Raw genomic sequence first — 21,126 nt, forward strand, 5'->3', positions numbered from 1 at the left:
GTTAAAAAAGCGGCTATAATATGTTATTATTATTTATATTTAGCCAAAAGGAGAATACTGATGAAAAAGAAAAAAAGTTCTTTATGGTTCTGGATAATTTCATTACTAATAGTTGCAGTTATTATTGCAATTATTGTTTTTACAATTAAAGGAACAACCCAAGTTATCGGATGAGAAGAATTTATCGGATATATGGGTAGATCTGAAGAGAAGATCAAGAATTTAGTTGTTTATAATTCAATAAATGGAACAACACAGATTCATGGGATTATTAATGGAGACAAGGGATGAACCAAATTTGTTGTTTATCCTACTCAATATCAAGTTAATATTGTAGACGACATATTGGCAGGTAAAGTTCCATCTGATATTCCAGGTTGAGGTGCACTAGTTCAAAAATGAAAAGAAAATAGTTGAGCTATAAAATTATGGGGAAATAAATCAACAGTTCCTTATCAACCTTCATCTGCAGCAGCAATAATTTCATCAATATTACCAATGATTATCTTAATTGCTTTATATATTGGAATTTACTACTTCATGACTAAAAATAGTGGTGGAGCAGGTGGACCTGGTGGAATGTTTGGAATGGGTAAAAATAGAGCTCGTCAAACTAGATCAGATGTTAAATTTGCAAACGTAGCTGGTATTGAAGAAGAAAAATCTGAATTAGTAGAATTAGTTGATTATTTAAAAAATCCACAGAAATATGCTGCAGCCGGAGCTAGAGCACCAAAAGGTGTGTTAATGGAAGGTCCTCCAGGGACTGGAAAAACCTTATTAGCTAAAGCAGTTGCTGGAGAAGCAGGCGTAGCCTTTTTCTCAATTGCTGGTTCAGAATTTGAAGAAATGTTTGTAGGGGTTGGAGCAAGTCGTGTTCGTGAAATGTTCAACGACGCTAAAAAAGCAGCGCCAGCAATTATCTTTATTGATGAAATTGATGCTGTTGGACGTAAACGTAACTCAGGAATGGGAACAGGAACTAATGAACAAACACTTAACCAATTGTTAGTTGAAATGGATGGTTTTGGAACAAACGCTGGAATCATCGTAATGGCAGCAACAAACCGTGCTGATGTTCTTGACCCTGCGTTATTAAGACCAGGACGTTTTGATAGAGTAATTCAAGTGTCATTACCAGATATTAAAGAACGTAAAGCAATTTTGGCATTACATGCAAAAGGTAAAAAAATAGCAGCTGATGTTGATTGACATCGAGTAGCTGAAAGAACTCCAGGATTTTCTGGAGCGCAATTGGAAAACGTGTTAAACGAAGCCGCAATTTTAATGGTTCGTGAAGGTCGTGACATTATTTCAATTAAAGAAATTGATGAAGCAATTGATCGTGTTGTTGGGGGACCAGCTAAAAAATCACGTGCAATGACTTTATTAGACAAACAAATTGTTTCTTACCACGAATCTGGTCATGCCTTAATTGGATTAAGACTTGACAGCGCATCTAAAGTTCAAAAAGTAACAATTATTCCACGTGGAAATGCTGGTGGTTATACTATTATGACTCCACGAGATGAAACAATATTCTCTTCTAAAAAAGATTTATATGCAACAATTGCTGGATATTTAGGTGGTCGTGCAGCTGAAGAAATTATGTTTGGAAAAGATAACGTAACTACTGGAGCACATGATGATTTAGATAAAGCGACAAACATTGCAAGAAGAATGGTTGTTCAATTCGGGATGTCAGATTTAGGAATGACTAAATACTTAACTATGGCAGAAGAATCTTATGGAAAAATGGAAGGGACATATTCTGATGCAACAGCATTAAGGATTGACTCAGAAATTGAGAAAATTTTAAATGAGGCATATGTGCTGGCAGTTAAAATTATTAAAGAAAATAAAGATACTTTGGAATTGTTAGCTGAATCTTTACATGTTTTGGAAACAATTACTGCAGAACAAATTGATTACATTGATAAATATAATCAACTGCCACCTGAAGTTATTGAAGAAAAAAATAAATATCAAAAAGAAAAAGAAAAAATTGAAGCAGGAGAAATTATTGACATTGATTTAGATGATCTTGTTGAAGAAGTTGACACGCCTGTAGAAATTATTGAACCAGTGATTGAAGATACACCAGTTACTGATGAACCAGAAGAACAAAAATAATAAATAATTAAATAACGAAATGATTAGTCATTTCGTTATTTTTATAGAAAACGAGATACAAAATATGGATATGCGAATTCGTGGAATAAGTTCCAAACACAATGCAAAAATTTCAATTGTTGATTTAACAGAATCAATGCAAAAAATTGTTAATCTACAAGAATCAAACCCTTTAGTGATGATTGCCCTTTCAAAATTTACTACAGCAAACGCTTTACTAGCAATGGAATTGAAAAATGGGGAAAGAATGACAGCAAATATTACTACTAAGGATGGGGCAATTGGTAAAATGATTACCGAGTTTCAAAATGACAAAGTTCGTAGTTACGCTCAACGTAATAACTTTAACTGTGAAGAAATTTTAAAAATGAGTAATCCAGTTATCGGAGCCGTTGGATCTGAGGGTAATTTATTAATCAGTCAGGATTTAAATATGCGTGATCCCTATGTGTCAAATACTGATCTTGTAGATGGAAGTATCGATTTAGATTTCATGAATTATTTGAGAACTTCTAATCAAGTTCAATCGTTCATTACAACTAAAGTAGCATTAAATGAAGATTTAACAATCAAAAAAGTTGTAGGAATTTTAGTGCAATTGTTGCCAACTCATACAGAAGCTGATATTGACTATTTGGAGCAAAAAATTGGTAATAGTAATTATGTTGGAGAAATTTTATTAAAGTCTACTAATTATGAAGCATTAATTAAAGAAATCATTGAAGATGCAATAATATTGGAACAACGTGAATTAATTTTTGAATGTACATGTTCTAAAGAAAAAGTAATGCGTTCAATTAAGATGCTTGGACAAGCTGAAATTAAAAGTATTATTGAAGAAAAAAAACAAGTAGAGACTATATGTGAATTTTGTAATAAAAAATACTTAATTAGCTCAACAGAAATTTCTGAACTTCTAGATTAAATAAAACGGTTAATCTATAAAAAAGTAAACTTATTGTGTGATAAAATAATTTTGACATTGTTTTGAAATTAGAGGAGGATAGATGACAAATTCTACAAAACTGGAAAAACTAAAAGAAGCTTTAGCAAGTACAGAAAAAAATTTAGAGTGACAAAAGCAATCTTTAATTGAGGAAAATCCTGACCGTGACAAGTTAATTGAAAAATTAGAGAAAGTTGCTGTAGATTTAAAAACAAAAATTAATAAACTTGAACCTATTAACAGTGAAGTTAATGAACAACAAGAAAACTTAGGCACTCACGAAAATCAATCAACTGAAACTGAAGTTGTTATTGAAGAAACAGTTGTAAATGAAGTTACTGGAAAAACTTCAAAAGCAAAGGTTTCTAAAAAAACTGTAAAACCTGAACCAGTAATTGATGATGCTGAAAGAAAATTTGTAGTCGTTGGAGAAAAACCGGAATTTGAAGAAGGAGTTAAAGGTTTAAAACAAAAACTTAAACTTCAAAAACAGTTAACTGCTAAATACTCAAAAAGTATTTTAGATGGTGATGTTGTTACAACTGAAAATTACCAACCAAATTTAGAAAAACACATTATAGAATTAAAGAACGTGCGTAAATCTTATATTACAGGAGATTTAGAAACACCAGTTTTAAAAGGAATCGATATTATTTTAGACAAGGGAGATTTCATTGTAATTTTAGGACCTTCAGGTTCTGGAAAAACTACTTTCTTGAACATTATTTCAGGACTAGACAAGGCCAGCGAAGGAGATGTATTTATATTAGGATCAAATTTAACACTGTTAAAAGATTCTCATTTAACTAAATTCCGTCGCCGTAATGTTGGGTTTATTTTCCAACAATATAACTTGTTAACTAACCTAACAGCTAAAGAAAATGCTGAAGTTGGAGAAAACCTTTCATCTAACAAAGAAAATGCAATGTCAATTGAAGATATCTTTACAACTATTGGAATGGCTGAGCAAATGAATAAGTACCCTCACCAAATGTCAGGGGGGCAACAACAACGTGTGTCAATTGCTCGTGCTCTTGCAAAAAACCCAAACATTCTGTTTGCCGATGAACCAACTGGGGCTTTGGATGAAGAAATGGGACGTAAAGTTCTTGAAATTTTAGTTAAAGTAAATCGTGAATACAAAACAACAATTGTTGTTGTTACTCACAACCCAAATATTGCTAAAATTGCTAATACTGTAATCAACATTAAAAATGGATTAATCGATAGTTTGGAACATAATGAAAATCCTGCTGATCCTCAAACAATTGATTGATCATAATTATCAACAAATATTTATTTAAAAGCTTATTTAATTTGAGAAAATATTCTCAAAAGCAATAAGTTTTTATTTACTTTTAAAACAAAAAGTAAAGAACTTTTTAAGTATTTCAAATATTTTTATTGTAAATTTAATTCATGAAAAGAAAAGGGAGAAAAATTATGTCTGAAAACAAAAAACCATACGTATATGAATTAATTCGCAACCGTCGTGCTACTAAAAAAATGGTAGCAGATTATACAATTGATGATGATAGCCTAAAATCAATCACTGAAGCAATTCGTTGAACTTCTGCTAGTTATGGAGTTTTCAGCTATCGAATTATTGTTTTACCAAAAAATAGTTTACGAACAGAGCTGGCACCATACTTTTTTAACCAAAGCCAATTTGTAAATGCTAGTCATGTCATTCTATTTGTAAGTGCCAAAGAAAAGTACTTACGTGAGTCACTTATTGAGAAAAGTATTGAAGCTACTGTACCAGTTGCTGCCATGCGTTATTCACGAGTAGAAGCAGTTTACAGTAATTGAAAACAAAATCATGTCCTACCTGACTGATGAGCGCAGAAACAAGCTTATATAGGTTTAAGTAGCGCAATGATCGCAGCAGCAGATCTTGGAGTTGCGACAGGACCAATGGAAGGCTTTGACAAAGATGGAGTTAATGATATTTTAACTAAGCATAACTTAATTAATCCTGAAAATGAACAATTTGTTGTTGCCCTAGGTATGGGGAAACCTGATTTACAAGATCCATATGTTCACTTTTTTGAAAAAGTTCGTATGGAAGAAAGTGAATTTACAACAATTTTAAAAGAAGACTAGAAAGCTTTTATAGACTAATTTTTGTTAAGTAACCTATCCTTATAAATTTTTGAAGCAAGTACTCAAAAATTTATAAGGTTTTTTTATGTTGACAAAAGAAACAATTCCTTTTTAAACTAATGTTTCTTTTCACTTTGAGTTCTTAGTTTTGTTGTGTTTTGGAACTTAAAAAGTTAAAATTAATTTATTATGGAGGTAATTTATGCCAATTTTAAAATTTAGTGGAGTTAGTACAGAATTAGTAGAAAAATATTCACAGTTAATTGATGAAATTGGAGAGTTGGTGAATGCTGCTCCAGAAAACATTATGTTCATTAGTGAGCAAAGTGAAATTTTTCCTAAAACAGGAAATCAAGCGCCAATTTTTGTTACAGTTGAATGAATGGCTCGTTTAGATAAGCAAGAGCTTTTAGCAAAGCATTTGACAAATTTTTTTAAAGATTATGGAACCAAGGTTGGAGTCTTTTTTACAGATATTAATAGTAAATGATATATGAATGGAAATAAAGTAGGTTAAAATGAAAATCGGGAATATTGAAATAAAGGGAAAAGTGATTCAGGGACCAATGGCCGGAATCTCGAATGCACCGTTTAGAGTTATTGCAAAAGAAAAGGGAGCAGCTCTAGTCGTTGCCGAAATGGTCTCAATTGAAGGAATGGTTCACGAAAATGCTAAAACTTTTAGCATGCTAGCAGTTGATCCAACTGAGCATCCAATGAGTATGCAAATTTTTGGAAATGATGTTGAATCATTTACTAAGGCAGTCAAATGAATTGATGCAAATGTAGACTGCGATATTATTGATTTAAATATTGGTTGTCCTGCTCCTAAAGTCGCTGTTCGTTCTGCATCTGGATCAAGTTTATTAAAAACACCAGAATTAATTTATGATATTGTTAGAGCGGTTGTTGCTAATACTAAAAAGCCGGTAACTGCAAAAATTCGTTTAGGATGAGATAAAGATAGTGTTAACGCGGTTGAAGTTGCTCAATTAATTGAAAAAGCTGGAGCAAGTGCAATTGCGGTTCACGGACGCACACGTGCGGATTTTTATACAGGTCATGCAGACTGAGAAAAAATTAAACAAGTTAAGGATGCAGTTAAAATTCCTGTTATCGGTAATGGCGATGTCGTTGATGCTAAATCAGCTAAGAAAATGTTAGATGAAACTGGATGTGATGCTGTAATGATTTCTCGTGCTTGTCAGGGAAACCCCTGAATCTTTGGACAAATTAATCATTTTTTAAAGACAGGAGAAGAAATTCCTGGACCCAGTTTAGAAGAATGAAAAGCAACTGTTGAAAAGCATGCTAAGATGTTAGTTGAATTAAGAACCGAAGAATGAGGAATGCGAGAATTTAGAAAACATTTAGCATGATACTTGGATGTTTTACCATATAAACCAAATGTTAAGGCGCTTAAAGATAAGGCCAATCAAATTTTGACATTAGATGATATTCAAGTAATTATTCAAGAATATATTGATGCAAAGTAAATAAACAAAAGAAAGGATAACCAACAATGGCTATTGAAGAAAGAAAATTTACGGAACAAGAACAAATTCGCCGTGAAAAATATCAAAAATTAGTAGAAAAAGGTCAAGACCCTTATCAAATTAGTAAATATGTAAAAACTGCATCTTTGACTTCTTTGAATAATGAATTTAATCATTTTACAAAAGAAGAATTAGCAAATTTAAAACAAGAAAATATTTCTGTAGCAGGACGCATCAAACTTTATCGTGAAGCTGGTAAAAAAGCCGCTTTCGTAAATATTGATGATCAGGATAGTTCAATTCAACTTTATGTAAGAATGGATGAAATTGGGGAAGAAGCGTTTAATGATTTTCGTGAGTTAGACTTAGGAGATATTATTGGAGTTAAGGGAATTATGATGAAAACTGATCATGGTGAATTAACTCTTAGAGTTAAAGAATACACATTACTTTCTAAAGCGTTAAGACCATTACCAGATAAACATTCAGGAATTCAAGATATTGAAGAAAAATATCGTCGTCGTTATGTTGATTTAATCACTAATCATGAAGTTCGCCAGACATTCCAAAAACGTTCTAAAATTATCCGCACAATGCAAAACTTTTTAGATTCAAAGGGTTACATTGAAGTAGAAACTCCAATTTTACACTCTGTAAAAGGGGGAGCAGCAGCGAAACCATTTATTACTCACTATAATGCTTTGGATACAGATGTTTATCTACGTATTGCAACTGAACTACATTTAAAACGTTTAATTGTTGGAGGGTTTGAAGGAGTTTATGAAATTGGTCGTATCTTTAGAAACGAAGGAATGAGTACTCGCCATAATCCCGAATTTACAAGTATTGAACTGTATGTAGCTTATGAAGATATGAATTTCTTAATGGGTTTAACAGAAGAAATTTTCAAAATTTGTAATCAAGCTATTGGTAATCCAGATGTAATTACTTATGGTGGGCATAAAATTGATTTGTCAAAACCATTTAAAAGATTACATATGGTAGATGGAATTAAAGATATTACCGGAGTTAATTTTTGAGACCAAATGACAGTTGAACAGGCGTTAACTTTAGCAAAAGAACATAATGTTCATGTCGAAAAACATCAAGAAACTGTTGGACATATTATTAACTTATTCTATGAAGAATTTGTTGAAGCAACAATAATTGAACCAACGTTTGTTTATGGACATCCAAAAGAGATTTCACCACTATCAAAAACAAATCTTGAAGATCCACGTTTTACAGATCGCTTTGAGTTATTTATTATTGGAAGAGAGTATGCTAATGCGTTTTCAGAATTAAATGACCCAATTGATCAATATGAAAGATTTAAAGCTCAAATTGAAGAAGAAGCAGCAGGAAACGATGAAGCAAATGATATGGATCTTGATTTCATTGAAGCATTAGAACATGCAATGCCGCCAACTGCGGGAATTGGAATTGGAATTGATCGTTTAGTAATGTTACTAACAAATTCTGAGTCAATTAAAGATGTGTTATTATTCCCTCAAATGAAGCCAAAAGAATAATTGCAGAACTGCGAATTTTCGCAGTTTTTTTATTAGTTGATAATAAAATAGTTTATCATTGGTAACGGTTTTAAAATGATTAAGATTAAGTTATAATTTATTATGCGAGTTAATTACACGGATTAACTCCTTGGCTTAACGGCCCACAAGACCATAAGGAGAATTTAATTATGATTAGAAAATATGAAATTATGTATATTCTTGATCAAGACGTTAAAGACGCTAAAGAATTATCAGACAAATTGAATGGTATTTTAGCTGAAGGTGGAAAAATTGTTGAAAGTAAAGATTTAGGTTTAATGAACTTTGCTTACGAAATTAACCACAAGAAAAAAGGATTCTATACAGTAGTTATTGTTGAAGCAACAACAGCTGCAGTTGCTGAATTTGAACGTGTTGCGGGAATTGACAAAAACGTTGTAAGAACATTAGTATTAAATACTGAAAACTTACAAAACTATGAACAAACAACAGAATTATCAAAAACAGATATGACAAAATTTGAAGAAGAACGTCGTGAAAGAAGAAACTTCAAAAAACCATTTAACAAAAACTTTAATAGAGATGAAGCACCAAAAGCTGAAGCTCCAAAAGCTGAAGAAGTTAAATAGTATTAATTGTAAGAAAGAGAAGGGGACAACCATATGAACCAAGTTAGTTTAATTGGTAGATTAGCCAGAGATCCTGAACTAAGAGAAGCTGGAAATGGATCTAAATTTGTAGGTTTCACATTAGCAGTTTCTGAATTTAGTCGTGATAAAGAGTTTACAAACTTTATCCCATGTGTAGCATGAGATAAAGCTGCTGAAAATATGGCTAAATTTTTAAAAAAAGGTAGCTTAATTGCAGTTACAGGAAGAATTTCAGTGAGATCAAACAATACAAACGGTAAATACGAAACTATCGTTAATGTAAACGCTGACCGTGTACAATTCCTTGAATCTAAAGGTAGCAGCAATTCATCAACTACTTCAAGCCAATCACCTCAACCTGATTCAAACTTTGATTTAGATCAAAATAATGGTTATGGTCAACAAGATCAACAACCAGTTGGGAACCTTTCTAATGAAGATGAAATCATTTTAAGTGATGATGATTCTATATTATGAGATTAATAACAGAAGGAGTAAAATTTTATGCAAAAAAAATTCGTTAAAAAAAGAAAAAAAGTTAATTTCTTTGCTAAGAATAATATTAAATACATCGATTATAAAGATGTTGAAATGTTAAAAAAATTTATCTCAGGAAATGGCCAAATCTTACCAAGAAGAGTTACTGGTACATCTCCAAGAGACCAAAGAGTTTTAGCTTTAGCTATTAAAAGAGCACGTCAAATGGCTTTATTACCATACGTTGTTGAATAATAGTAAATGTATTTAAAACCACTTTTAGTGGTTTTTTTATTTTCCCCAGCAATCGCCTTAATAAGTCAATGTTTTTATAATAAAATAAGAATAAGAAATGGAGCTGATTATATGAAAGTTATATTTTTAAAAGATGTTAAAGGTCAAGGAAAAAAAGATGAGGTTAAAGAAGTTTCTGATGGATATGCAAGAAACTACTTACTACCAAATGGGCTTGTTAAATTAGCTACTGAAAATAGTATTAAAACATTAAAAACAAAACTTCAAACTGCTAATGAAGAACAAGAACTAGCAAAAGCGCAAACAATGCTAATCAAAAAAGCAATTGAAGAAGTAACACTTAAATTTAAGTTACAAGTTATTGATGATAAAGCATTTGGTTCAATTTCAAATCAAGATATTGCTGAGCAATTGGCAAAAGTTTATCACATTACTGTAGATAAAAGAAAGTTTATTAACTTTAAAAATTTAAACCAAATTGGGTTACATTATGTTCGTATTAAATTAGAATTTGGAATTGAAGCCAAATTGAAAGTAGAAATTAAGGAAGCGTAAAATGGAAAGTCAAACACAGCAACAATTTGAGGTATTGGATCAAGCAGAAAAAATTGTGCTTGCAATTGCAATTCATTCTCCTAATGCATTACCTGATATTTTGGTGCGTTTAGTAAGCGATGATTTTTACAGAAGTGCTCATAAGTTAATTTTTAATGCAATTATTGAGTTAAACCAAAACTCAAAGGAACTATCAACGACAACTGTCGCAATGCACTTGGAAAGTAAAAAACAATTAGAAAAAGCTGGTGGAGCTGAGCAAATTTCTGAAATTGGAAATTATTTTTATACTGATGAAGGTGTAGAAGATTATATTGATATTGTTTTTAAAGCAAGTATGTCAAGAAAATTCGATTCGACACTTATGAAAATTCAGGAGCTACGTAAAAGCAACTCTAGTCTAGAAGAAGTTTTAAATCAAGCTCAAAGAGAATTATTAGAAATAGATTTGGAAGCTAAAAAAACTGAAATTGCTTCAATTGGACTTGCTGCCAAAGAAGTTATTAAAAAGATTAAAGATTTAGAACAACGTGAAGAAACTTTAACTGGGGTTACAACTGGATTTGCTAAATTGGATAAAATGACATCAGGATTGCAAGCCTCAGATTTAATTATTTTAGCGGCTCGTCCTTCAGTTGGGAAAACAGCTTTTTCATTAAATTTAGCTTACAATGCTGCCAATCAAGGGCGCAAGGGAGTGGCAATTTTTTCAATCGAAATGCCAAAAGAACAATTAACTCAAAGAATTTTAGCAACGATGACGCAAATTGATTCTACAAAATTGCGTACAGGAAAAAACTTGCAAAAAGATGACTGATTAAAAATAACAAGAGCAGATGATCGTTTGCAATCAACAAATATTTTTATTGATGACACACCAGGAATTACAATTCAACAAATTCAATCAAAATTACATAAATTAAAGCGTGATCATGAAGTTGAATTATGTATTATCGATTACTTGCAATTGATTACAACACCAGGAGCTAGTGGTAATGATCGCCAAAACGAGATTTCTAATATTTCACGACAATTGAAACGCATTGCTCGTGATACAGGAATTCCAATTGTTTGTTTATCACAGTTATCACGTGGAGTTGAAAAACGTGAGGATAAACGACCATTAATGTCAGACTTACGTGATTCAGGAGCAATCGAACAAGATGCCGATATTATTATGTTTTTATTCCGTGATGATTATCAAAATCACAATCGTACTCCAGAGCAAATTGAAGATCCAATTTCAGAAGTGGAGCTAATTATTGCTAAACATAGAAATGGTTCAACTGGAACAGTAGAATTATATTTTGATAAAGCGCATGGTAAATTTACCGATAGAAACTAAGGGTCTTTTAAAACTCTTTTTTATTGTTATAATATATATAATTGTGCTTTAAAGGCAAAATATCTAGAAAGAGGATACTATATGAAAAAAATATTGGGACTTTTAATGTCAGCAACAATTGTTTCAGCAGGTACAGCGTCTGTTATTGCGTGTTCAACACCCGTTAAAAATATTCCTACATATTTTGCGAACTCTGAAAACATGTTGAATGAAGCTGACTTTGTTAAATGAGATAAAGAAAATAATAAGTATATAAACGATGCAGAGGCGTTTAAGGAATGAAAAGAAAAGAAAGCCGTTGATCAAAAAGAAGCGATTAATATCGGGTTAAATGGAAGAACTGGAGTTTTTAACCGTTTACGTTCAGACATTTCGAATGTTTTGACTTATAGTGGTCGTGAAACAACCCAAGACCAATTCTTATCACACAAAAAGATTTTTGAAGGAAGCGATGAAGGAACTAGCGTTGACGGAATTTATAATGAAATTTTAGGAACACCCGAAGAATATTATGGTAAATTTCAAAATACTGAAATCTCATCTTTATTAGGTCTATATCAATTACAAAAATTTGTAGATGATGGAAAAGTTGATGAAGAAATTGCAAAAAAAGCATCTGGTGGTAAACTGGAAGTTGTTGAAGATAATTTGGAATTCTTCAAATCAGTTGCAAGTGAGGGTGAATATAGTTCAAAAAATGGGTCTTTTACAAAAATTGAGTATAGTTTTGAAACAGCTAATGCTGATAACAAAATTGCTTATTTGGAAAATGCTGAAACAATTGAAAGCGATAAGTTGGCAGTTGGTGAATATTTATCTCCCGAAACAAATGTTTATGAACTAACAGAGGAATCAGCAAATAAGGCTAAAGGGCAAACTGGAAATGCAGCTTATGATCCTTTTGGTCAAAAAACGATTTCACAAGATACAGTTGTAGCAGCTGACATTTTCAAGGATGCAGAGTTTACTAAAAAAGAAAAAACTGATGAGTTTAGAAAAGAATACTTAACAGTTACTCCCGATAAACTTGATGATTTGAAGTTTGAGTATGTGGCTACTAAAGATAAAGATAAAGAGGATAAATTTTCTTTAACAGTTAATAATAAATTATCTTATGTTACTGCACCAACAACAATTGATGTTAAATATGTTTATAATACTGACGTTGAATTAAAAACAGGTGAAGAAAAAGGTCAAACTTACACACTTGAAGCAAAAGTTGAGGGAATTAGAGCAGTCTACCGCCCATCAGTTGCTGGAGTTAAAGTTGAAAAAGATGGAAAAGCAAAAACTCAATTTGGTTGAGTATTGGTAGGATATCAATTTAATGGTGATAAAGATTCACAAGTAACAGAGAACGGTCAAGGGCTTGAAACTGCTAATAAAAAAACAGGGACAATCAATTTCCATAACAAGTTTAAAGACTTTAAATTAACTAATTTACAAGTTTCTAAAGAGGATAAACTTAAATAAATTTTAGGATTTGACAATATAGCTTAATGCTATATTTTTTATATCTTAAAGTTTAGTATATAAATTGGGTTAAAAAACCAATATAATTAATATTAACTAAGATTTTTAAACAATATGTTATTCTTATGATAAAAGGAGTGAATTTATGAGAGCAGTTAGTGACTACTTATTACAGGGCCATAATTTAGCAATTCTTGCGACATGATTCACATTTACCATTGCAGCAGTTTATGCTGGGGGACAAGGATTTATTTATAAGTATAAAAAACGTCGTAATATTCCTTATACTGGGATGAAATTTAATACTAGAAATATAACTTATATTTCAATGATGGTCGCTGTTTCAGTAGCAATTACTGTTGTTATTTCTTTAACTTTACCAATTACTGTATTTCCACCAATAAGGGTCGCTTTCGAAGGAATCATGATTAAGATTACTGGAATGATTTTTGGACCAATAGTAGGTATTATTGTTGGACTTGCAACCGAAACTTTGACGATGATGTTTGTGCCGTCATATATTCACGTGGCTTATTTTTTAGTGGCAATTGGATTTGGGTTTTGATCAGGTTTATGTTCTTATGCATTTAAATGAGTAGGGAAACGTCGTATTTTTTCAATTTCATTAATTACAGGAGTGATTGTATTATTCACAGGAATTATGTGATTTATTTTTAAAAATGTTACTTTAGAAAACATTAGTTTTTTAGGTATTGAAGTTAACCCGTCATTTTACCCATACTTATTTTTAATTATGATGAGTTTGACGTTAATCGTTGTTTATATTTTATGCGCGGTACTTTATTTAACTAAAAAAACTTATTGGTTAGATACAGTTTTACCAGTTGTTTTAATTTGTGTTGTAACAGAATTAATTTGTACAATTATTATTTCAGCTTGAGGAGATTCAGGATTTTTTGCTGCAGGTGGTTCTAATGCTTATATTTCCATGGTAGTTTTACGTGTTCTTCAAGTGCCATTCAAGATAATCTTTAATACTGCTGTCTTGACTACTGTATATACAGTTTTAAGACCATTAATTAAAAATACTAAATAGGAGGGCTCAATGAAAATTTATGATTCTCTAACTAGTGAAAAAAACCTTTTACCAACATCAAAAATTAATATTTATTCTTGTGGACCAACTGTTTATAACTACATTCATATTGGAAACGCACGCCCAGCAATTTTAGTTGATGTTCTAACTCGATATTTGAAAAGCCGAAACGTTGAAGTTAATTACTTGCAAAATATAACTGACGTTGATGACAAAATTATTAAAAAAGCTATTGAAGAAAATTTGACTGAAAAAGAAGTTTCAGAATTCTTTACTAAAGCCTATATTGACGATTTAAAGTCTATGAATGTTGCAATGCCAACTAAGTTAATCCCAATTAGTGAGAAATTGTCAAATATGTTAGCCTTCATTGAAAAACTTGTTGAAAATGATGATGCTTATGTAGTTGATGGTGATGTTTATTTTAATATTAAAAAATGAACTCAAACTTATGGAAAATTGTCAGGACGTAAAATTGAAGAGTTAATTTCTGGAGAGCGAGTTGAGATTGATTCTAAAAAACGCGATCCATTAGATTTTGTACTTTGAAAAAAAACTAATGTCGGAATTAAATGAGAATCAAAATTTGGTGAGGGGCGTCCTGGATGACATACTGAATGTGCAGTCTTGATTGACGAGTATTTTAATCATCAAACAGTTGATATTCATGCGGGGGGTGTTGATCTAAAATTTCCTCATCATGAAAATGAACGAATTCAATATATTGCTCACAATGGTCGAGAAATTGCTAATAGTTGAATGCACAATGGTCATTTAACACTAGAAGATGAAAAAATGTCAAAATCATTGGGAAACACAATCTTGGTTAAAGATTTTGTTTTGAATAATGGTCCAGATTTATTACGCTGAATTTTTCTGACTTCTCAATATCGTCAACCGTTAAATATTGGTCAGGACATTATTGAACAAGGTAAAAAGTTTTTTGAAAAAGTTGAGAATTTGCGTAAAAAAGTTTTGAGTATTTTGCTATTAAGTCAGCAAGACTTTGCTAGTGAAATTGATAAATCAATTATTGAGGAGTTTAATGACCAAATGGACAATGATTTAAACACAGCTTTGGTTTTAACAATTATTGACCGAGTTATTAAAGAAATTAATAAGGAACTTAATAACCCTGATCAAACTGAATGAATTAGTAAGTTTAACAGTCTTAAGAAAATTTTTAGTATTTTGGGGTTTACTGATTTATTAAATATTGAGTATACTGGCGAAGAACAAGAAATTTTTAAAGCTTGAAAATTAGCTCTTGCAGATAAAGATTTTGAGGTAGCTGACAAATTGCGTGAAGAACTAGTAAGAAAGAAATTGGTGTAATGATGGAACAATTGAATTTAATATATGGTAGACATGCAATTGAAGAGTTTGTTCAAAAACACCCTAAAATGATTCGTAAAATTTGAGTAAAAGATTTTAAATATTTAGAAAAATTTACAAGTCTTGATCAATTTGGAATTAAGGTGATTAAAACTACTGATGAACAGTTAGATAAAATGTTCTATGAATCAGTTAATCATCAAGGAATTGTTGCAGAAGTTAAAGAATACAATTATGTACCATTTGCTGAAGCACTAGACTCATTAAAAGAAAAAGCAACGGCAATAGTTTTGATGTTAGATCAAATTCATGATTCACACAATTTTGGAGCGATTTTAAGGTCAGCAAGTTTATTGGGAGTAGATCAAGTTGTTATGCTTGACCGTAAGCAAGTATCAGTTAATTCAACAGTTGTAAAAACATCAGCAGGAACAGTTTATGATTTAAACATTTCTAAGGTAAGTAATTTAAGTAATGCAATTAAAGAATTACAACAACAAGGGTTTTGAGTTTATTCAACAAATCTTAATAAAGATTCAGTTGATGTTCGCAAAGTCGATTTCGCTCAAAAGTCTGTATTGATTATTGGAAATGAGCAAAAAGGCGTTTCGGAGCTAGTTACTAAAAATAGCGATATGAATATTTTCATTCCGTCAACAAAGACAATTGATTCATTTAATGCTTCAGTGGCTGCTGCAATTGTTTTGTTCGAAGTTGCCAATAAAATTGGAAAATTAGATTAAGTAGGGTTATAAGTTGCTTAAAAAACTGCTTTCTATATAATATAAATGATGAGGGGGATAACAATATGGGTTCAAATAGTCGAAAAATTATATTGGTATGTGAAGATTGTTTGAGTAGAAATTATTCTCTTACAAAAAGTACTCTAACTCAAAAAGAAAGATTACAAATTAAAAAATTCTGTACAACATGTAATGCACACACACTGCACAAGGAAACAAGATAGTATGGCAAAACACGATAAACAATTAAAAAAAGAGTTAAAAGCTCAAGCAAAGTTAGCTAAAATGGCGAATAAGCAATCATTAACAGGCAATGAAGACCAACTAAATAGTGGTAAACAGTCAACCAAAAAAGTGGCTACAAAAATATCTAAAGAAACAAAAGCAAAAATAAAAGTTAAACCGGAAAAAGAAAAAGTTGATATTAAATTGGCATTTAAAGAGTTTCCAATTAAAATGGCAAAAGAAGTCAATAAAATTAAATGATCAGGTCGAGAAAATTTAACAAGAAAGTTTATTATCGTTATTTTATTTATGTTATTTTTCGCAGTCTTATTTTTCTTTGTTGATTGAGGACTACAACAATTATTTGTATTAATTAAAGTTATATAAGGAGAACAAAAATGTCAAACATTGATTTAAAACAGTTAGAAGATGAAATCTTAAGCGCAAAGGGACAATGATTCGTTGTCAATTCACAAACTGGTCATGAAGATAAAGTTTTAGCTGATTTACAACAAAAAATTAAATCATCAAACTTAGAAAATGAAGTTTTTGATGTAAGAATTTCAAAAGGATCAACAACAACTAAAACTGGGAGAAAAGCAGTTAAAAACCGTTTTCCAGGATATATTTTTATTAATATGATTATGTCTGAAAAAGCTTGATTCATCGTTAGAAATACTCCTGGGGTGACTGGATTTATTGGTTCTTCTGGAAGAGGAGCGAAACCATTTCCATTGGCAACTGAAGAAGTATTAAGAATGTTAATGCCTGAAGAAGAAGTTGTAGAGTTAGATATTGACACTACTGATACAAAAGTTGAAGCAAAAACTGAAAAAGTAAAAGGCGAAGCAGTAGCTAAAAAAGAATTAAAAACTGCTAACTTTGAAGTTGGAGAATTAGTAGCTATCAAAGAAGGTATTCATGCTGGTGAAGAAGGACTTGTCAAAGAAATGGATTATTCAAAAGGGGTAGCGTTAGTTTCAATTGAAATGTTTGGACGTTACACAACTTTAGAAATGATGTTTGAAAACCTAGAACCAGTTAAGGAATATTAATAAATAATCAAAAAGTGCAATGTGCACTTTTTCTTTTTTTGTATTATAATTATTAAAGGCCGATTTTTATTGTGGGAGAAGAACTATGAAGTTAGTATTCACATGAACCACAGCGAGTAAAAACCAGTCAACTAAATAAATATTAGGAGGACAAACCCGTGGCTAAAAAAATCACACGTATCGCAAAATTAGAATTCATGGCTATGCAAGCTAAACCAGGAGCTGAATTAGCATCTCTAGGAATTAACATGCCTGAATTCACAAAACAATTCAACGACGCAACTAAAGAACGCGCTGGAGATATTGTTCCTGTTGTTATTACAGCTTATGATGATAAATCATTTGACTTTGTTTTAAAAACAACACCTGCTGCAGCGATGTTAAAAAAAGCAGCAAAAATTGAAAAAGGTGCTCATAACACTGGAAAAGAAGTTGTAGCAACAATCTCAGCAGACGAAATTAGAAAAATTGCTGAATACAAAATGGTTGACTTAAATGCAAATACTATTGAAGCAGCTATGAAAATTATTGCTGGAACAGCAAAAAATATGGGAATCAAAATTGAAGGTATGGAGGAAACTAAATAATGGCTAAAGTTACAAAAAGATTTAAAGAAGCTGCAGCTAAAGTTGAAAAACAAACAGTTTACTCAGTAAAAGATGCTTTACAATTAGCAAAAGATACAGCAACAACTAAATTTGATTCAACTGTTGAAATCGCTTTCAACTTAAACATTGATCCAAGAAAAGCTGATCAACAAATTCGTAGTGCAGTAGTATTACCATCAGGAACAGGGAAAACTCAAAAAGTTTTAGTATTAACAAATACTAAAGTTAAAGAAGCTCAAGATGCTGGTGCTGACTTTGTTGGTGGAGAAGATTTAATTGCAAAAATTCAAAAAGAAAACTGATTTGACTTTGACGTAATTATTGCTACACCAGAAATGATGGCTAAATTAGGAGCAATCGGGAAAGTTTTAGGACCAAAAGGATTAATGCCTAACCCTAAAACTGGAACTGTTACAATGGACGTTGCTAAAGCAATTGATGATGTTAAAAAAGGGAAAATTGAATTCCGTGCTGATAAAGAAGGAAATGTTCATGCTATTCTTGGAAAAGCATCATTCTCAGTTGAAGCATTAGAAGAAAACTTTAAAACAATCGTTTCAGAAATTAAAAAAGCAAAACCTCAAACAGTTAAAGGAGAATACGTACTTAACGTAACAATCTCAACAACAATGGGGCCTGGAATTAAAGTTAACATTAACTAATTAACAATTTAATTACTAATTTAAAAGACCTTTGGGTCTTTTTTTGTTTGCCAATTTTGAATACAAAAAGTTTCTTTGGTTTCTAATTTATAAATCTTTGTTTGCTACCAATAAGCAATCTAATAAGTAAAAATTATAAATGGTTAAAACATAGTTATATTTAGGAGGCTTATATGAAAGTAGCAAAAGTTTGTTTATATAGCTTAATATCATCAATTTATATGTTTGGAACGATATTCTGTCTAGGATTTTTAGGAGTGAATTATATTTTTGATAGTTTTTCTTGAGGTTCATTTATAATGTTATTTATTTTAGGAGGTTGTGTTATTGGTTTAATTGGTAGTTTTGCCTTTACGACAAAATATCTTAAATATCTTCAATTTTTATTTTATATACTGCTACCGTTAACAATTCCATACTTAATCATTTCTCTTAATGATAAAACCAAGCATTTTGAAGTTACAGAACAGCAAGCTCAAAAAATTACTTTTGTAATATGACTTTTAAACTTAATAACAAATTGAACGTTGATTTCAATAATGGCATTTTTTATGTTCTTTTTGAGTATTGCTAGTCATTACTATGAAATTAGAGTTTACTTTTGATTTTGAATAGTCAACCAAGAGGCGGCAAAGGCTTTAATATGAATTTTACATTGTTGCTATATTGTTGGAACAGCTATGTCATGTATTGCTTTAGTTAAGGCAGTTAAAAAAAGCAAAATTTCACGCTGTTTAAACATTATTAATGCGTTTATCCCTCAACCATTAAGTGCATTTTTATTGTTTTATAATTTAGTATTAAAAACTAACAAGATTCAAAAAAGCACTAACAATTCGACCGAAACTGTTAAATAACAATTAAGGAAATTTCATTGATAAGTATAGATGCGTGATCGTAAATTAAACAAGTTAATAAAATGCTAGTTATATAAAATAAATAACTTTTTTAGTTTTTAAGTTCTCTTTATTTTTAAAATATTTAATTGCAAATAAGGGTGAGAGAAAATTATAGTATAAATGTAAGTTAATCTGCTAGCTACTACCAATCAGCCATAAAAGATTATTAGAACTACTTAAGCACATTAAAAAAATAGCTCACTAATTGCGATGTCAGTTGACTTTATTTTTAGAAAGGAACAAAAATGAAAATAGCAAAACTATGTTTATTTGCAGTTATATCTTCTTTATATATGTTATCAAGCGTGTTTTACATAGGTGCGTTTCTTATTGACTTAAGGTACAACTCATGAAACGCGAATTCATATGGAGCACTTGCCATGGAAGTCATATCAATTCTTGGTTTATTAGGAAGTTTCGCATTTGCCAATCAAAAGTATCAGTTCTTTAAAATATTCTTTTATATATTGTTTCCACTGACAATTCCTTATTATATTCTTGAAACTATGGAAAAAAAGAAAAATTACCCAGTTACTCGTGAACAAATTAATTTAACAATTTGAGTAATGGGGATTATAAATTTGGCTATTCACATACTTTGGTTTTTTGGTTTCATTGTTACAATATTCATTTTTAAATTGCTAAGAGAAAATGCAAAAACAAATGTAGATCTAACATTTTTAATATTAATTCAAATCACATATTCTATCGTCTTTTGTTTAAGCTTTACACTATCAGTTATCTTATTTACAAAGATCATGTATAAGAACAGAATACCAAAAGGTGTATTGATTGCTTATTCATTAATACCAGTTCCGCTGAACTCATTTTTACTATTCTTTGATATAGCAGTTAAAAATGAAAATGCACGTGAACTAAAAAAGAAGCATTAATAGTCATTGAAGCATTAAACTAATTGTGGTATTATTTTATTGCTATTAGTACCGAAGAAAGTAACTGGGTTCGCCCTTAATTTGTTACCGAGGAAAAATGTTTTTACTTTAAAAAAACTTTTTTGTTTTCCTCGGTTGAAAAATCGAGGTTTTTTATTAGGTTAACAAAATAGAACAAGGAGGAATGTCAATGTCAAATACAAGACCCGCACATGCTAAAAAAGCAGAAATAGTTGAAGAAATTATTTCAAAAATGCAAAATGCGCAAGGAGTTGCTGTTGCTGAATACAAACACTTAACTGTTGCTCAAATGACTGAATTTAGACGTGAAGCTTTAAAACAAAATATTGAAGTTAAAGTTTACAAAGATTCATTAGTTACAAGAGCAGCTGAAAAAGCTGGATTTGAAGACTTAAGTGAATTCTTAACTCAACAAAACGTATTCATCTTTTCAAATGATGACGCAATTGCTGCAGCAAAATTAGTTTCAAACTTTGCTAAAACAAACAAAGATATGAAATTAAAAGCTGGTATCTATGAAGGAAAAGTTATGGATACAGCTGCAATTAACGAAATTGCATCTTTACCTTCAAAAGAAGAACTATACTCAATGTTTGCTTCTGGATTGATCTATCCATTACGTCAATTCATGTTATTAACAAAAGCAATCGCTGAAACAAAAACAAACTAATCAATCAA

General features: G+C 30.8%; 24 protein-coding genes and 1 other annotated feature. All 24 genes read left to right on the forward strand.

Going from position 1 to position 21,126, the window contains the following annotated elements:
• Positions 1 to 60 precede the first annotated feature (60 nt).
• Positions 61 to 2,133 carry an ATP-dependent zinc metalloprotease FtsH gene (ftsH, locus tag L872_RS0103820; RefSeq protein WP_027063513.1) on the forward strand — a complete coding sequence of 691 codons (2,073 nt, stop codon included), beginning with the start codon at positions 61 to 63 and terminating at the stop codon, positions 2,131 to 2,133.
• A gap of 64 nt (positions 2,134 to 2,197) precedes the next feature.
• Positions 2,198 to 3,058 (forward strand): Hsp33 family molecular chaperone HslO, encoded by an 861-nt coding sequence (locus L872_RS0103825; RefSeq protein WP_027063514.1) that lies wholly within the window; start codon positions 2,198 to 2,200, stop codon positions 3,056 to 3,058.
• Between the two features lie 415 nt (positions 3,059 to 3,473).
• Complete coding sequence (locus L872_RS0103830; RefSeq protein WP_051418481.1) at positions 3,474 to 4,361, forward strand: ABC transporter ATP-binding protein; 888 nt, start codon at positions 3,474 to 3,476, stop codon at positions 4,359 to 4,361.
• A 161-nt stretch (positions 4,362 to 4,522) separates the two neighbouring features.
• Positions 4,523 to 5,185, forward strand: coding sequence for a nitroreductase family protein (locus tag L872_RS04965; RefSeq protein WP_027063516.1), 663 nt, complete (start codon positions 4,523 to 4,525; stop codon positions 5,183 to 5,185).
• A gap of 202 nt (positions 5,186 to 5,387) precedes the next feature.
• On the forward strand, positions 5,388 to 5,702 hold the full coding sequence (locus L872_RS0103840; RefSeq protein WP_027063517.1) for a DUF1904 family protein: 315 nt from the start codon (positions 5,388 to 5,390) through the stop codon (positions 5,700 to 5,702).
• Position 5,703: 1 nt separating this feature from the next.
• Positions 5,704 to 6,681, forward strand: a complete 978-nt coding sequence (gene dusB, locus L872_RS0103845; protein WP_027063518.1) for a tRNA dihydrouridine synthase DusB — start codon at positions 5,704 to 5,706, stop codon at positions 6,679 to 6,681.
• Positions 6,682 to 6,707: 26 nt separating this feature from the next.
• A complete protein-coding gene (gene lysS / locus L872_RS0103850; protein ID WP_036268998.1) occupies positions 6,708 to 8,213 on the forward strand; it encodes a lysine--tRNA ligase in 1,506 nt (501 codons plus the stop codon).
• Between the two features lie 170 nt (positions 8,214 to 8,383).
• Positions 8,384 to 8,824 carry a 30S ribosomal protein S6 gene (gene rpsF, locus L872_RS0103855; protein ID WP_027063520.1) on the forward strand — a complete coding sequence of 147 codons (441 nt, stop codon included), beginning with the start codon at positions 8,384 to 8,386 and terminating at the stop codon, positions 8,822 to 8,824.
• A gap of 33 nt (positions 8,825 to 8,857) precedes the next feature.
• Entirely contained in the window at positions 8,858 to 9,328 is a 471-nt protein-coding gene (locus L872_RS0103860) for a single-stranded DNA-binding protein (RefSeq protein WP_027063521.1), read from the forward strand.
• Between the two features lie 21 nt (positions 9,329 to 9,349).
• Positions 9,350 to 9,577, forward strand: coding sequence for a 30S ribosomal protein S18 (gene rpsR, locus L872_RS0103865; protein WP_027063522.1), 228 nt, complete (start codon positions 9,350 to 9,352; stop codon positions 9,575 to 9,577).
• A 111-nt stretch (positions 9,578 to 9,688) separates the two neighbouring features.
• A complete protein-coding gene (gene rplI / locus L872_RS0103870) occupies positions 9,689 to 10,132 on the forward strand; it encodes a 50S ribosomal protein L9 (RefSeq protein WP_027063523.1) in 444 nt (147 codons plus the stop codon).
• Position 10,133: 1 nt separating this feature from the next.
• Positions 10,134 to 11,477 (forward strand): replicative DNA helicase, encoded by a 1,344-nt coding sequence (gene dnaB, locus L872_RS0103875; RefSeq protein WP_027063524.1) that lies wholly within the window; start codon positions 10,134 to 10,136, stop codon positions 11,475 to 11,477.
• 81 nt (positions 11,478 to 11,558) lie between these two features.
• Positions 11,559 to 12,950, forward strand: coding sequence for a hypothetical protein (locus L872_RS0103880; RefSeq protein ID WP_027063525.1), 1,392 nt, complete (start codon positions 11,559 to 11,561; stop codon positions 12,948 to 12,950).
• A 145-nt stretch (positions 12,951 to 13,095) separates the two neighbouring features.
• Positions 13,096 to 14,007 (forward strand): ECF transporter S component, encoded by a 912-nt coding sequence (locus tag L872_RS0103885; protein ID WP_027063526.1) that lies wholly within the window; start codon positions 13,096 to 13,098, stop codon positions 14,005 to 14,007.
• Positions 14,008 to 14,016: 9 nt separating this feature from the next.
• Complete coding sequence (gene cysS / locus L872_RS0103890; RefSeq protein WP_027063527.1) at positions 14,017 to 15,342, forward strand: cysteine--tRNA ligase; 1,326 nt, start codon at positions 14,017 to 14,019, stop codon at positions 15,340 to 15,342.
• A complete protein-coding gene (gene rlmB / locus L872_RS0103895; RefSeq protein ID WP_245576617.1) occupies positions 15,342 to 16,085 on the forward strand; it encodes a 23S rRNA (guanosine(2251)-2'-O)-methyltransferase RlmB in 744 nt (247 codons plus the stop codon). The genes cysS and rlmB overlap by 1 nt, the downstream gene beginning before the upstream one ends.
• A 65-nt stretch (positions 16,086 to 16,150) precedes the next feature.
• A complete protein-coding gene (gene rpmG, locus L872_RS0103900) occupies positions 16,151 to 16,309 on the forward strand; it encodes a 50S ribosomal protein L33 (protein ID WP_027063529.1) in 159 nt (52 codons plus the stop codon).
• Between the two features lies 1 nt (position 16,310).
• The gene (secE, locus tag L872_RS0103905) at positions 16,311 to 16,697 is read left to right on the forward strand and encodes a preprotein translocase subunit SecE (RefSeq protein ID WP_245576618.1); all 387 of its coding nucleotides are present in this window, start codon (positions 16,311 to 16,313) and stop codon (positions 16,695 to 16,697) included.
• A gap of 11 nt (positions 16,698 to 16,708) precedes the next feature.
• Positions 16,709 to 17,365 carry a transcription termination/antitermination protein NusG gene (nusG, locus tag L872_RS0103910; RefSeq protein WP_027063531.1) on the forward strand — a complete coding sequence of 219 codons (657 nt, stop codon included), beginning with the start codon at positions 16,709 to 16,711 and terminating at the stop codon, positions 17,363 to 17,365.
• 158 nt (positions 17,366 to 17,523) lie between these two features.
• The gene (gene rplK / locus L872_RS0103915) at positions 17,524 to 17,952 is read left to right on the forward strand and encodes a 50S ribosomal protein L11 (RefSeq protein ID WP_027063532.1); all 429 of its coding nucleotides are present in this window, start codon (positions 17,524 to 17,526) and stop codon (positions 17,950 to 17,952) included.
• Positions 17,952 to 18,635 carry a 50S ribosomal protein L1 gene (gene rplA, locus L872_RS0103920; RefSeq protein ID WP_027063533.1) on the forward strand — a complete coding sequence of 228 codons (684 nt, stop codon included), beginning with the start codon at positions 17,952 to 17,954 and terminating at the stop codon, positions 18,633 to 18,635. The genes rplK and rplA overlap by 1 nt, the downstream gene beginning before the upstream one ends.
• A 173-nt stretch (positions 18,636 to 18,808) precedes the next feature.
• Positions 18,809 to 19,492, forward strand: a complete 684-nt coding sequence (locus L872_RS0103925; protein ID WP_027063534.1) for a hypothetical protein — start codon at positions 18,809 to 18,811, stop codon at positions 19,490 to 19,492.
• A 287-nt stretch (positions 19,493 to 19,779) separates the two neighbouring features.
• The gene (locus L872_RS0103930; protein ID WP_027063535.1) at positions 19,780 to 20,427 is read left to right on the forward strand and encodes a hypothetical protein; all 648 of its coding nucleotides are present in this window, start codon (positions 19,780 to 19,782) and stop codon (positions 20,425 to 20,427) included.
• 33 nt (positions 20,428 to 20,460) lie between these two features.
• Positions 20,461 to 20,591: a sequence feature (ribosomal protein L10 leader region), on the forward strand.
• A gap of 26 nt (positions 20,592 to 20,617) precedes the next feature.
• The gene (gene rplJ, locus L872_RS0103935; RefSeq protein ID WP_027063536.1) at positions 20,618 to 21,118 is read left to right on the forward strand and encodes a 50S ribosomal protein L10; all 501 of its coding nucleotides are present in this window, start codon (positions 20,618 to 20,620) and stop codon (positions 21,116 to 21,118) included.
• Positions 21,119 to 21,126: the final 8 nt, after the last annotated feature.

Source organism: Mesoplasma seiffertii ATCC 49495 (assembly GCF_000518725.1).
In the GTDB taxonomy this organism is placed as follows: domain Bacteria; phylum Bacillota_I; class Bacilli_A; order Mycoplasmatales; family Mycoplasmataceae; genus Tullyiplasma; species Tullyiplasma seiffertii.